We start from the raw sequence: 14,207 nt of genomic DNA, 5'->3' as shown, positions 1-14,207 counted from the left end.
GTTCTAGCCTTTGCGCGGCCGGCCATTGCGCAGGTCGAGATAGGTGGCGGCGAAGGGACCGAAATAGCCGAGCAGGCGAAGCGTCAGGCCGAAATGGATTTCGCGGCGGCCGCGGTCCATGCCGGCGAGAATGGTCCGCGCGACGATCTTCGCCTCCTGCGGCCGCACGCGCCCCATCATCGCCTGCGCCTCCGGCGGGCGCAGCGGCAGTTCGCGTTCGAACTGCGGGGTCAGCGTATCCGGCGGGAAGCAGATGGAAACGGCGATCCCGGCCGGCGCCATTTCCGCCCGCAGCGACGCCGCAAGGCCGCGCAGGGCGAACTTCGAGGCGCAATAGGCGCTGTAGCCGGGAATGCCGATGAGCCCCGCGCCGGAGGAGACGATCAGCACCTGCCCCCTGCCCCTCTCGCGCATGGCCGGCAACACCGCCCGCGCGCTGTTGGCGACGCCCGTCAGGTTGATGGCGATCTGGCGGTCGAAGGTCGCGGCATCCTGCTCCAGGAAGCGGGCCGGCTCGACGATGCCGGCGGAGGCGACCAGGCCGTCGACCGGACCGAAATGCGCGGACGCGGACGCGACGGCGCGGGTGATCTCCTCGCCATCGCCGACATCGGCCGCTGCCGTAAAGATGCGCCCGGCGCGCGCCGGGTCACCGTTTGCAAGGCGAAGAGCCGCTTCGGCAAGCCGCGCCTCGTCCCGCGCGACGAGCGAGACCCGGTCGCCGCGCGCGACGAGCAGATCGGCGACGGCAAGGCCTATGCCGCTCGACCCGCCGGTCACGAGCACGTGCCGCACGTTTAGAGACCTGTCATCAGGCGGGCGATCTGGGCGCGGTCCAGCGAGCCGAGGCCAAAATTGGCGCGCACGAGTTCACCGAGCAGGTCGGCGGTATGGCGCACCGTCTCGCGGATCTGCTCTTCCGTGTGTTCGCTGGTGATGAAGAAGCGCAGGCGCGCCTGCCCTTCCGGCACGGCCGGATGGATGATCGGCAGCACGTTGACGCCGGCCGCCAGCAGGTCGTTCGACAGGCGCACGGCGCGCAGCGAATCCCCGACGAGAACCGGCACGACGGAATGGCCCTCGCTGAGGCCGGTATCGAGGCCGGCTTCGCGCGCGAGATCGAGGAAGAGATGGCCGTTGCGCCGCAGCCTTGCGACGCGCTCCGGCTCGTCGGCGAGAAGCTCGAGGCTTGCGACGGCGCCCGCCGCCAGGGCCGGCGGCAGGCCGACGGAATAGATGAAACCGCCGGCCGAGCCCTTCAGCACCATCGCCAGCGCCGCGCTGCCGGCGACATAACCGCCGCAGCTCGACGTCGTCTTCGACAGCGTGCCCATCCAGATGTCGACCTGCGTCGGATCGATGCCGAAATGCTCGTGCGTGCCGCGGCCGGTCGGGCCGAGAACGCCGAGCGCATGGGCCTCGTCCACCATCAGCCAGAAGCCGTAGCGGGTGCGCAGTTCCACGAGGCGCGGCAGGTCGGCGACGTCGCCATCCATCGAATAGATGCCCTCGACGATGACGAGGATGCGCCGGAACTTGCCGGTGAAATCGTTCAGCAGCTCTTCGAGATGAGCCGTGTCGTTGTGGCGGAAGAAGCGCCGGGCCGCGCCCGAGAGCTTGATGCCGGCCAGCGCGCTGTTGTGGATGAATTCGTCGTGGATGACGAGGTCTTCCGGGCCGAGCAGCGTGCCGATGACCGTCACGTTCGTCAGGTAGCCGCTGACGAAGACGACCGCGTCCTCCACGCCGTAACAGGCCGCAAGGCGCTCTTCCAGTTCGCGGTGGATCGGCCGCTCGCCGGCGACGAGGCGGCTTGCCGAGGCTGAAATGCCGTAACGGTCGATCGCTTCGCGCACGCGCGCATGCACCGAAGGATGCTGGTTGGCGCCGGCATAGTCGTAGGACGCGAAGTTGGCGAGACGGCGGCCGTCGATCTCCGTTTCCGCACCGGCGCCGACATCGTGCATCCGGTAGAAGGGATTGTCGATCTGCGTCAGTTCGCCGGCCAGTTCCTGAAGGCGGATCTGGCGGTATTCGGGCAGGTCCTCGAAACGCGGCACGGGGCGTTCCACCGGAATGGCTGCGGCGGCCGGGCGTGCGTCCATCGTGGAAACGCCGCGCATCTTCTGCAGGAGCGCAGCCTTACGCTCCCGCGCCATGCGGCTTGCGGACGATTCGTCCATGCGTGTTATCTTCCTCTCGAAACAGCCGGGGCCGACGAGCCCGTATGCTGCTCGGCCAGCGCCTCGATATGATCCATCTCGTTGCCATCGTGCTCCGCCTCTTCGGCGCGCGCAACCTTTTCATAGAGGTTGCGGACGACGTTCTCGATGGTCGTCGTGTCGCCCACGCTGGTGATCGGGATGTCGAAGCCCGTCTTTTCCTTGAAGCCGAGGGCCAGTTCGACGGCCATGAGGCTGTCGAGACCGACGTCCTTCAGCACCTTGTCGCGGCCGAGCGAGCTTTCGGGCACACGCAGGATCGTCGCCATTTCCTGGGCAACGATCGCATAGAGGGCTTCCAGCGCCTCGGCCTCGCTCTTTTCCGCGACAAGCGCGGTGAGGTCCACCGTATCGCCGCCGCTGCCGCTGCCGGCAGGGCCGGCCTGCTTCAAGAGAACCTCGAAGAGCGGCGTGCCGACGATCTTCAGGTTGCGCGCCGCCGCCCAGTCGATGGGCGAGCAGACGACGACGGCCGCTTCCAGCGTGCCCGGATCGCCGCGCATATGCGCTTCGACCATGGCAAGGGCGGTGGCCGCCTTCATCGCGGTGTTGCCGATACGGCGGGCCAGCAGATCGCCGACATCGTCGTTGCGGGCAAGGTAGCCCCTGTCCGAGATGGCGCCGAAGGCGACGGCAAGACCCGGCAGGCCTTCCGCCCGGCGCGCGCGCGCCAGACCTTCGAGATAGCCGTTGGCGGCGACATAGTTGCCCTGGCCGGGATTGCCGATCAGCGTCGTCGCCGAGGAGAACATCAGGAAATAATCCAGCGCATCCTTGCGGGTCGCCTTGTCGAGGATCGCGGCGCCCCGCGCCTTGACGTCGATGACCCGGCGGAAGCGCTCTTCCGTGAGGTTCGGCAGCAGCGCGTCGTCGAGCACCATGGCGGCATGGACGAGGCCCTTGACCGGCGCTTCCTTGCGCAGGTCCGCAAGCAGCGCGTCCACGGCCTTGGCGTCCGTCACGTCGCAGGCGTGCAGGCTCGCGGCGATGCCGCGCGTCTTCCAGGCGGCGATGGCCGCGTCGGTTTCCGCATCGGACGTGCCACGGCGCGTCACCAGCGCGAGGCGCCGGGCGCCACGGGCGGCCAGCCAATCGGCCGCCGAAAGGCCGAAGCCACCGATGCCGCCGACGACGACATGGATGCCCTCCGCATCGAAGGCGATGGGGGCGCCGATGGCCGCGGCCACGGCATCCTCGCCCGCCTGCGGCGGCAGGAGCACGATCTTGCCGATATGGCCGGCATTCTGCATGAGGCGGAACGCATCGGCGATCTCGTCATGCTCGAAGGTGCGGTAGGGCAAGGCGCGAAGATCGCCCTTGGCGAACAGCGCGCCGAGATCGGCGAAGATCGCCTTGGTCAGCGCCGGCGCCTTCAGCGGCAACTGGTCGGCGTCGATGCCGAAATAGCTGACATTGCGGCGGAACGGACGCAGGCCGATCTTGCGGTCGGCATAGTAGTCGCGCTTGCCGAGTTCGAGGAAGCGGCCGAAGGGCTTGACCAGTTCGATGCTGCGCTCCATCGCGTCGGAGAACAGCGAATTGAGCACGAGATCGACGCCCTCGCCGCCCGTTGCCGCCTTGACGTCGGTGACGAAGGAGAGCGAGCGGGAATCGAAGACCATGTCGACGCCGAGCGAGCGCAGGTAACTGCGCTTCTCGTCGCTGCCCGCCGTGCCGATGATGGTGAGGCCGAGCACCTTGGCGATCTGGATCGCGGCAAGGCCGACGCCGCCGGCGGCGCCATGGATGAGCAGCGTTTCGCCGGCGCGCGCGCGACCGAGTTCGACCAGCGCGTACCAGGCCGTCAGGAAGGTGACGGGAACCGTGGCGGCGGCGACGAGGTCCAGTTCGTCGGGCAGCCTGGCAAGGCCGGCGCGCCTGATGGCCGTGTGGGTGGAGAAGGCGGCCGGGCCGATGCCCATGACGCGGTCTCCGACGGCAAGGTCGTCCACGCCATCACCGACCGCGGTGACACGGCCGGAGAATTCCATGCCGATCGTCGCGCCGGCAAAGCCGTCTTCCAGCGCTTCTTCCGGCAGGAGGCCCATGGCCCACATGACGTCGCGGAAGTTGAGGCCAGCTGCGGCGACTTCTACGAGCACTTCGCCCGCCGCCGGCACCGGCCGCTCCATGCTTTCCCAATAGAGGCTGTCGACGCGCGAGGGCGTGCGCTGACGCACGGTCGCGGCCGGGAAGTCGAGGCGCGACACATCGCTTGCCGCAACCGGCCCGCCGACGGCCCGGAAGGCCTCGGCATGCCGTGCGCCACCGGCGATGCGCCATTCACGCTCGTCATGGCCGGCGCTGGCAAGATCGATTGCCTTGTGCCAATCCGCGGAGGCGGCATCCACGAGATGGATGTCGACCTCGCTGAATTCGTTGGCGAGCACGCGGGCGAAGGTCCACAGGCCCGTTGCGAGCGGCGACGACGCAAGGTCGCCCTCACGGGCGCCGTCCGGCGCGCCGCCGGCAAGAAGCAGGACCAGTTTCGGCCGGCGCTTGGCCGTGCTTGCCTGCAGGGTTTCGGCGACCTTCGCCAACCCATGGGCGTCACGCGCCAGCACCGCTTCGTCGTCCGCGCCCCCGGCAGGGGCGACGTAGAGCAACAGGTCGGCGGCATTGCCCGGCTCGCCGATAGCCTGGATGGCGGCGGTGAGGTCTGCGGCCGGCAGATGGAGGTCGATTGCCGCAAGGCCGGTGAGCGCCCCGGCGGCCGTGCCGAGCGGCAGGAAAGGCGTTGCCTCCTGCGGGAGGGCAGCACCACCTTCGGCGAGCGGCGAAACCTCGATCAGCAGCAGGGAGCCATAGGGCCGCTGGACGCTCTGAAGCGCATGGCGATCGGCCGCCAGCGATGCAAGACGCCGGCTCCAGTCGCTTTCGCTCGCCAGACGCCCGACCGGGAAGCCCTGCGACAGGCTGGCCGAGAACCAGCCGGCGGTGAGGCCGAAGAAGACATCGTACAGCAACGAGGCCGGCGTTTCGGCGGCCAGCAGCCGTGCGCCGCTGGCAAGCCCCGCGGCAAGCGCACCCGAAAGGGCCTCGTCCGCTTCCAGCATGGCGTGCAGGCGATCGCAGGTGCTGACGATCACGTCGGCACCGCGCAGCGCTTCCGCTGTGCCCAGCACCGTGACGCGGCCGCTGGTGCCGAAGGTCACCTCGGCGGCGCGACGCAGATCGTCGGACGGTTCCACGATGACCAGCTTGCCGCCGGCACGGGCGGCAAGATCGGCAAGGCGCCGGCTGAAGCCGGGTGCGGCCGCGCCGACCTGAACGATGACGGGCGCATCCTTCGCGCCGTCCACCACCGCCTTTTCGGCCGCGGCGAAGACAAGCGCATTGCGCTCGCGGGCCTGTGGCGAATGCAGGCGGATGGCCTGGCGCATGGTCTTGCCGCCCAGTTCCAGCGCCTCGGTTCCGCCGGTGTGCAGATACTCGAGATGACGCAGCACGCCCGCGCGAATTTCGGCAAGCAGAACGGCTTCCGCGCCGCGATCGGGCCGCTCGGCCGTGAACTCGGCGAGGGTTTCGCCGGTTTCCGGCAGGTCCGACACGGCCTCGATTGTCCAGACGCCATCGCTCTGCGCGGCGAGGCCCGCTTCGCCGAGCACGAAGAGCGCATTGGTCAGGAAGTCCTGGAAGGACCGGTCGCCCGGCAGGGATACCGGCGCGATCCGCCCGGACGCATCGACGAGCGGCAGGACGATATCGTGGCAGGCGCGCAGCACGGCGGCCTGCAGGAGAAGCGAGGCATCGTCAGGCGTGGCCGCATCGGGCGCCGCCAGCGCGAAGGCCGGGGCAGAGAGAGCCGGCTGACCGACAATGGCAGCGGCCACCGGCACCGCTTCGTAATGGAAGGTCAGCGAGGCAGGCGTGTGATGCTGCTGGAGCCAGGTGCGGCGGAAACGGCAGTCCTCGAGCAGCAGCACCGGGCGGCCGTCCTCGGTTTCGAGCACGAAGCGCGCCTTGATCGAGTGGGCGCTGACGCGCTCGACCTCGATGCGGGCGCGGCGCGGCTGGAGGCCGGCGGCAAGCAGCGTGACGACGCCGAAATGGACCGGGATATAGGGCGCGCCTTCGGCATCGCCCGAGAAACGGTCGAACAGGCCGACGAGGCCATGGAAGGCCGCATCGAGCAGCATGGGATTGACGCCCCAGGCGAGCATGGCATGGGCGGGTTCGGCGCCGGGCGCGAGAGCGACGTCGATGCGGCGCTGCTGATCGGTGCGCACCGTCTTTGCCAGACGGAAGGCCGGGCCATAGTCCAGGCCGAAGGACGAGGCGATGGCGTAGATGCGCTCCGGCGAGACGTTCTCCGCACTCGCGCCCAGCGCTGCGAGAACCGGTGCGCGCGTTGCGGGCATGACCTTCTGGCAGCGGCAGACGACATGCAGCGTCCAGTCGTCGGCGCTCAGCCGCTCGCGGGAGCGGATTTCGATCGTGCCGGTCTCGCGCGAGATCACCGTCGACAGTTCGACGATGGTGGAGCCAAGCTCGAGCGGGCGCAGCAGTTCGATATTCGTCAGCTGCACGGCATCGGTGCCGAGCGCCTGCTGGGCGACCTGAAGCGCGATCTCGATGAAGCCCGCGCCGGGCATGATCGCGCGGCCATCGACGACGTGTTCGGCAAGATCCGGGAACAGGCGGGCGTCGATATGGTTCTTCCATGCATTGCCGTTCGGATCCGCGCGCCAGCCGGCGAGCGAATAGGCACGGGTCATGTGACGGCCGAACAGGTCGTAGCCGTCGCTCGTCGGCGTGCCGATCATCGATTCCGGCTCGAAGGGCACGCCCGGCAGGTCGATTGCCGCGTTGCGTTGCGCGCGCGGCAGCGCCGCACCATGCGCGAGCGCCCGAATGATACAGTTGGCGACCGGATCGGCTGTGCCTTCGCCCTCGGCCTTGTCGAGGGTCTGCATGAGCTGGGCGGCCGCGCCGCTCGTCTTGACCGCATCCTTCAGATAGTTGGTGAGGATGGGCTTCGGCGAAATCTCGACCAGCAGGTTGCAGCCCTGCGCCAGCGCGCGGGCCATGCCCTGCATGAAATAGACCGGCTCGCGCACATTGCGCCACCAGTAGGCGCCGTCCAGCGCGGTTCCATCCAGACGCTCGCCCGTGACCGTCGAGATGAAATCGTATTCCGTGGCGCGCGGCGCGATCTTCGGCAGCGTTTTCAGGAACTCGTCCTTCGCCTCGTCGACGAGCGGATGATGGAAGGGATAGTCGATGTCCAGCAGCTGGACCGCCAGCTTCTGGCGGCGGCCGAGCGAACGCAGCGACGCGATCTCTTCCTTCGGGCCCGAGATGGTGACGGAATTGCCCGCATTGACGGCCGCGACGGTGAGGCCGTCGAGATTGTTGCGGCGGATGAAGTCGCGCGCGGCCTCTTCGCCACAGAGCGCGGCGGCCATGGTGCCCTTGCCCTGCGTGACATGCTGGCAGCGGGAGCGCACAGCGACGACGGCAACGGCATCGACCAGCGACAGGGCGCCGGCGATATGGGCGGCGGCGACTTCACCGATGGAATGGCCGAGCACGGCGGCCGGACGGATGCCGGCGCCGATGAGGCATTGGGCCAGCGCGACCTGGATCGAGAACAGCAGGGGCTGGGCGACACGGGTATCGGAAAGGCGGTCGGCAAGGTCCTCGGCCGTCAGCAGCGTCGTCAGCTTCTCGCCGATCTGGTCCTCGAACAGCGCGCTGATCGCCGTGAAGTGACGGCGGAAATCGGCATTTGCCCGCAGCGCATCGACGCCCATGCCCGCCCACTGCGCGCCATTGCCGGCAAACAGGAAAGCGACACGCGGTTCACCGACCGGCGTCTCTCCGACGGCGGCAACCGAAACGGCGCGGCCGGCAAGCTGGTCGTCGATGGCGGCGATGATATCGCGGGGCTTTTTGCCCTGCGCGACGAAACGATGGCGAAGCGGGGTGCGGCCGGCGGAAGCGGCAGCGATGAGCGCCGGGGCCGACGGCTGGTCCGCCGTCGCGGCGAGCCGGTCGCGGTAATCTTCCAGAAGACCGTTCAGGGCCGATTCCGTATGCGCCGACACCATGAAGTAGCCGCCTTCGGCCGCGGGGGCGGCAGCCGCCGGACGCGGCAGCGGGTCGGAGACGACGACATGCGCATTCGTGCCGCCGAAGCCGAAGGAGTTGATGCCGGCAAGGCGCGGGCGCTGGCTGCGCAACAGCGGCAGCGGCGTCGCCGTCACGCTGACATTGAGGCCGGCGAAATCGATGGCGTCGTTCGGCGTGTCGAAGAACAGCGAGGCCGGGAGATAATCGTGTTCCAGCGCCATGACGGCCTTGAGCACGCCGAAGAGGCCCGAGGCCGGTTCCGTGTGGCCGATATTCGTCTTGATCGAGCCGAGCGGGATGGGTGCATGGCGCTGCCCGCCGATGACCTGGCCGATGGCCCAGACTTCCGCAGGGTCGCCGACCTTGGTGCCGGTGCCATGCCCTTCGATGAAGGCGAGATGGTTCGGGTCGATCGCCGGATCGGCATAGATTTCCTGCAGCAGGCGCGCCTGCGCTTCCTGCGAAGGCAGCGAGATGCCGTTCGTGCGGCCGGCCGAATTGACGCCGGTGGCAAGAATGCGGCCCCGGCTGCGGTCGCCCGCGGCGGCGGCCTTGTCGCTGCGACGCAGGACGACGACGGCCGCGCCCTCGGCGCGCACATAGCCGGATGCATCATTGTCATAGGCGCGGCAACGGCCCTCGGGCGACAGCATGCGCGCCTGCGCGAAGCCGACGAAGGGCAAAGGATGGTTGAGCAGGTTGACGCCGCCGACAATGGCCGTGTCGATCTCGCCGCGATTGAGCGCGCGAACGGCCTGATCGAGCGCGACGAGGGAGGAGGAGCAGGCCGTATCGATCGTCAGGCTCGGCCCGCTGAGGCCGAAAATGTGCGAGAGGCGGTTGGCGACGATGGAAAGCGTGTTGCCCGTCATGAAATACGGGCCGCCCGCGGCGGGGTCCTCGGTGGAGAGGTTGGCGCTGTCGAGGCTCGACGCGCCGATATAGACGCCGATGGCCTCTTCCTGCAGCGACGACAGGGTGATGTTGGAATCTTCCAGCGCGCGCCAGGTCACGGCCAGCAGAAGGCGCTGCTGCGGGTCCATCGCCATCGCTTCGCGCCGCGACAGGCCGAAGATACGCGGGTCGAAGGTATCGATATCGTCGATGACGCCGGCGGCGAACGTATAGGTCTTGCCGGAGACGCTCGGGCTCGGGTGCCAGAAACGCGAGCGATCCCAGCGGTTGGCCGGAACCTCGGTTACGGCACACTGGCCGCGACGCAGCAAATCGAACAACTGCGACGCAGAGCCGGCCCCCGGAGCAACAGCGGCGTATCCGATAATTTCAACCGTCATGGTCACCCAACATTATCTACTATTGCTTGGTCTGAAAGCTTGAGGGAACCCGTCTTTCCCAAAAGCCCATGCGGAAACACCCAGAGTTGTTCGCCACCTAATATAATAGAGGCAATACAGGACCGCGGGCCGCCAATGCAAGACCGCAGTCTGACATAAACGAAGCAATATGATGTTCACACTCCGCAAATGTGAGTAAGAGAAGTTGAGGTCAACAGTCCTTCACGATTACGAACTGTAGCGGCCTCTTATTCGGTTTCAAGCGGCAATCACCGATCTTTCACCCTCCGCATCGAGAAGGCGGCGCACGATCGCTTCGGCCGCTGCCGACGATCCTTCCTGTGAATAAAAGTTGCCGCGCACCTGATATTTGCCGGCGATCAGGCGGAAAAAGGCTTCCGCCAGCGGCTTTTCCGCCGGAACCGGGTCGGCCCAGAAGGCATCGAGCGTGCCGGGATAACAAAGACCGGGCGCATCGAAAACGGCGGAACCCAGCACCTTCACGGCCTTTTGCCGCTTGAAAGCGCCGATCACGGCCGTCGAGTTGACGGTGACGAGGCCCCTCGCCCCATCGATCAGCCGGTCGAGATTGCCGCCATCGACGACGTGAACGCGCGCCACGATCCCATAACGCTCGGCTTGTCCGGCAATATAGGCGCGCCAATCGATCAGGCCGTTGTCTAGCGGATGCAGCTTGATCAGGAGCTGGCAGTCGGCCGGCGCGTTCGCGGCGAAGGACGTCACGACCGTGGAGATGGCTTCCTGCTGATTTGCAAAGGGGGAATGGGCGCGCAGCTGATAGTCCGTCTGCAACTGCAGCGGGTATACGAAGAACGGTTTCCCACTGGCAAGCAGCTGCGCGCATGTCGCCTGCGCCGCCTGTTCGGCGCTCTTCTTGCGCATCAGCCGCACGACCCATCCGGCATATTCGGCAAGCGGGTGGAACAGGGCGTGCCGGCGGTAATGCGGGTACAGGAACCACAGGAAGACGTTCGGCAGATTATAGAGAAGGTCGTAGCCGGCCTCGACCGAGAATTTCTGCCGGTAGCGGATCGTCCAGTCCGGTTCCGGAAGCCCCGCCGCCTCGGCAAGGATCTGCTGCGCATCGCGGGGAAAATGCGAGTTGGACGACATGCCGTCCCGCTCGAACGTCACCCAGTCGGGCCGCAGATAGCCCATCTCGATCACATAGACGTCGATGGACAGCGCCTTGGCGGCTTTCACCGCCGCCTTGTGGTAGGGCCGTTCCTCGCCGAGCAGCAGGAGATCGGTGACGCCGTGACGGACCATGAAGTCGCGCACGAAATCCGGCCAGCGCTCCGGCCGGCCGCGATAATTGGTGCCGCCCGGCCGGCGCCAGAAAATCCAGTCGCCGATATTGAGGTTGATGTGCAGGCAGGTGTGCCCACGCGCCTCCAGCCCGGCCGCGCATTTGGAAAAGAGCGGCGAGGACGGGCCCTGCAGAAAGAGGAAGGTGCGTTTTGCGGGCGCGCGCGCCGGAATTTCCGCTTCTGCCGTCATGATGGGCGCCGTCGCTGCAGGTCGGCCTCGGTGAAGAGCTTGCCGAGAAGATTCCAGGGGGCTTCCTCGACCTCGACGGGCGGCGCCGAACGCCCCTCCGCCGCGCGCGCCAGCGGAACGAGGGCATAGTCCGTCCGCGGATCGGGAAACGGGTCGGCCAAGGTCTTCAACAGCGGCGCATGATCGCCGTAGAAGGCGAGCCAGACCGGCCGGTCGAGACGGTCGAGATAGGCAATGAGATGACCAAGCGCCTCGTCGGTCTTGCGCAGCAGTTCGGTATAGATGGCGACCGGATCGGTCAGGTCCCCGCACCGTCCCGGCAGCCAGGGCCCGTGATTGCCCATCGAGGCGACGAAGACGAAGGCCGACTGGTCCCTGCCGATATCCTCGATGATATCGACGACCATGCTGGTCAGCCGCCGGTCGGAGACATAGGGGCCGTCGGTCTGGGGGTCATGCGCAAAACCATCCAGCATCGTCATGTTGTCGAAGCCGAGCAGCGGCATGGCCCTGTCGCGGAAGAAGAAGGTGCGCTCATAGGGATGGACGAAATGCGTGAGCCAGCCGGCCCGCTTCAGCCGCATGGGCCAGGCGATGTCGGAATAGTGCGCGGCGCGCAGATAGGGATAGCTGGCATCGACATGGGCGTCTTCCGGCTGAAGGCCGCTCAGGACGGCGAATTCCGTGCGCAGCGTGTAACCGCCTTCGAACACGCTCGTCATGCGTCCCGACTGAACGGCACGCGCCCTGATGGCGTCGAGATGGGGCAGATCGAGATCAGGCATGTCGAAATGGCGGAGATCGTAGAAGGATTCCGACTGCCAGATGACGACGAGGGGCGCGCTTTCGCTTGCCGCCGCGTCATCCGCGTGGACGATCTCGTGGAAGGCATGCTGCAGGGTCGCCATGAGTTCCGCGACGATCTGGTCGCGGCGCACGCCGATCCAGATCAGGAAGTGATAGACGACCGACGCGAAGGTCCCGAAACGTACGGTATTGGCGAAGACGTCGAGCGTCTGCAGAACGCTTTCGCTTACGCGGCGCAGGCGCACGTTGATCGGCTTGACGAACAGCAGGAAATGCGGCCCGAACGCGACGCAAAGGCCGGCGAGCACCCAGAGGAAGCGGTTGTCCGCCGGCAGGATGCTCGGCTCGAAGATGAAGAACAGCGCGGATGCGCCGAACACATAGCCACAGGCGATGATCCAGAACAGCACGTTCAGCTTCGTCGCGTAGAAGATTTCCTTGTGCTTGAAGACGTCTGCGACGAGCGCGATATCCGAAAAGACCAGCGGCTCGCGGATGAAGATGAACTTGGCGCGCGAGATGGCGGTGAAGATGACGAAGAAGCTCAGCGTGCCCTGCGCGGCATAGATCGGGCGCCAGGAAATCGCGAAAAAGCCGGCGAAGACCAGCCCGATGATCGGAAGACGGGCCAGCGTTTCGAAAGCGATGCGAAAGGGGGTCCGGTCCATGCGATGCCGCGCTGCCACTGCGCGCGGGAGCGCGAAACGGTCGGTCGCGTAGACGACGGTGAAGGCCCAGGTGAAACAGGCGGCCGTCAACAGCCAGGGGTTACCAAACCAGTTCATGCTTGCTGCTCACGCGCTTTGCGATTGTCCCCGCAAGGCGCGGACGGGAACAGCCGGCGGAACCCTACCAATCGGTTCTGGCAATTTATGCCCCGGCAGGCAAGCCCCGCCAGGGAGATTATATCGCTTCGCGATGGATTGCTCCGGGCCTTGTCCGGAGGGGCGAGCAGGGAGATGGCCCCGCTCGCGCGATTCGGTATCAGTTGCTCAAGTCGTGCAGGCTCGAGGCGAAGGCCGCGCCCTGGATGACCGGCGACGCCGTCGTGCTGATGAGCGTCGAGAACTTGCGGACTTCGGCCAGCGAGGAGTTCGCGATGTAGATCAGGTCGCGGTTGGCGACCCGGAAGCTCTTCAGGACGAAGAAGCCGGCGGGATCCTTCAGGTCGATCTGATAGATGACGTTGACCGTTCCATCGGGATACATCGCCCGCGCATTGGGGGCGAGCCTGCGGACCGTGTCGGCCGGTTCGCGGCGATAGATGAAGATGCCGCGGGCATTGGCGCGATCGTCGTTGAGACCGCCCACCTTGGCCAGCGCCTGATTGAGGTAGAGCTGCGATTCGTCGAACTGCAGCGACGCATTGGCCATCGATGCGCCGAAGACCGTGAAGTTGCGCGGCTGACGGATCAGCGTGACGACGTCGTTCGGCTGCACGTAGATGTTTTCGCGCGGATCCGAGACGAGCTGCTCCATCGGGATGGTTTCAGACTTCGATCCGCGGGTGATCTGCACCGCAAGCTGGTGCGATTCCATGCGCGGACCGCCGGCGGTCGCGATGATGTCCATCAGGCGATTGCCACCCGGCAGCAGCGGAATGAGACCGCTGCGGGCGACTTCGCCCGTCACCGTGACCGTGTTGGAATTGTTCGCGACGACGTTGACGAGGACCTGCGGCTCGACCGCCATGCCCTTCAGCGCCGCTTCGATATCGCCCTTGACTTCCTGCGGCGTGCGCCCTGCGACGCGGATCGTGCCGGCATAGGGAACGACGATGGTGCCGTTTTCCGAAACGGGCTGCGGCGGAATCTGTGCGGCGCCCGGTCCCTTCTCACCGCCCGAGAACAGGCCGTCCTTGGCCGCTTCCCAGATGACGACGGACACGACGTCGCCGACGCCGATCTGCGAGGAACTCGTCTTTTTCGCGGAACCGAACGCGATGGAAAGCGGACGGGCCTGCTCCTGCGCCAGCATGTCGGCAACGGCCTGGGTCACATTGACCAGCACATAGGGCGTTTCCGACGCCTTGGAGCCGGACTGGATGGCGTCAGCGCTCGGCCCGGAGCTCGGCAGGACGGTGCAGGACGAAACCAGCAACAACGCGGCCATCGAGGCGGTGGCGAGGAAAAAACGGCTAAACGACTGCATCCACATTCAACTTTCAATCATGCCGGCTGCGTCGGCCCGCGGATTTGCGTGGCATGAGTACAGCAGCCAAGGAGGTTGATCAATATTCAATCTCTGTCAGCCTCTCGGTGGTTCAGATCATTTTCAGACAATTGGA

6 protein-coding genes are annotated in these 14,207 nt (G+C 66.6%); all 6 read right to left on the bottom strand.

The window, feature by feature from the left end:
- Positions 1-3: 3 nt before the first annotated feature.
- The 6 genes from V8U06_RS19880 to V8U06_RS19855 all read right to left on the bottom strand — a co-directional run bounded on the left by V8U06_RS19880 (position 4) and on the right by V8U06_RS19855 (position 14,071).
- Positions 4-795, bottom strand: a complete 792-nt coding sequence (locus V8U06_RS19880) for an SDR family oxidoreductase (RefSeq protein ID WP_427142165.1) — start codon at positions 793-795, stop codon at positions 4-6.
- Positions 796-797: 2 nt separating this feature from the next.
- Positions 798-2,105 (bottom strand): aminotransferase class I/II-fold pyridoxal phosphate-dependent enzyme, encoded by a 1,308-nt coding sequence (locus V8U06_RS19875; RefSeq protein WP_427142205.1) that lies wholly within the window; start codon positions 2,103-2,105, stop codon positions 798-800.
- A gap of 83 nt (positions 2,106-2,188) precedes the next feature.
- Positions 2,189-9,592, bottom strand: coding sequence for an SDR family NAD(P)-dependent oxidoreductase (locus V8U06_RS19870; protein ID WP_427142164.1), 7,404 nt, complete (start codon positions 9,590-9,592; stop codon positions 2,189-2,191).
- Positions 9,593-9,850: 258 nt separating this feature from the next.
- Positions 9,851-11,113, bottom strand: a complete 1,263-nt coding sequence (locus V8U06_RS19865; protein WP_427142163.1) for a capsule biosynthesis protein — start codon at positions 11,111-11,113, stop codon at positions 9,851-9,853.
- On the bottom strand, positions 11,110-12,705 hold the full coding sequence (locus tag V8U06_RS19860) for an LTA synthase family protein (protein ID WP_427142162.1): 1,596 nt from the start codon (positions 12,703-12,705) through the stop codon (positions 11,110-11,112). Before V8U06_RS19860 ends, V8U06_RS19865 begins: the two co-directional genes overlap by 4 nt.
- Before the next feature lie 199 nt (positions 12,706-12,904).
- Positions 12,905-14,071 carry a polysaccharide biosynthesis/export family protein gene (locus V8U06_RS19855; protein WP_226920298.1) on the bottom strand — a complete coding sequence of 389 codons (1,167 nt, stop codon included), beginning with the start codon at positions 14,069-14,071 and terminating at the stop codon, positions 12,905-12,907.
- Positions 14,072-14,207 lie beyond the last annotated feature (136 nt).

It is taken from the genome of Shinella sp. G-2 (assembly GCF_050172695.1).
GTDB lineage: Bacteria > Pseudomonadota > Alphaproteobacteria > Rhizobiales > Rhizobiaceae > Shinella.
Note: the sequence above shows the minus strand (reverse complement) of the source record. Positions and strands in the feature narration are given on the sequence as shown.

Bases quoted from the DNA above. Each gene is read 5' to 3' on its own strand.
- V8U06_RS19875 (WP_427142205.1), bottom strand. From the start codon at position 2,105: ATGGACGCACGCCCGGCCGCCGCAGCCATTCCGGTGGAACGCCCCGTG.
- V8U06_RS19870 (WP_427142164.1), bottom strand. From the start codon at position 9,592: ATGACGGTTGAAATTATCGGATACGCCGCTGTTGCTCCGGGGGCCGGC.
- V8U06_RS19865 (WP_427142163.1), bottom strand. From the start codon at position 11,113: ATGACGGCAGAAGCGGAAATTCCGGCGCGCGCGCCCGCAAAACGCACC.
- V8U06_RS19860 (WP_427142162.1), bottom strand. From the start codon at position 12,705: ATGAACTGGTTTGGTAACCCCTGGCTGTTGACGGCCGCCTGTTTCACC.
- V8U06_RS19855 (WP_226920298.1), bottom strand. From the start codon at position 14,071: ATGCAGTCGTTTAGCCGTTTTTTCCTCGCCACCGCCTCGATGGCCGCG.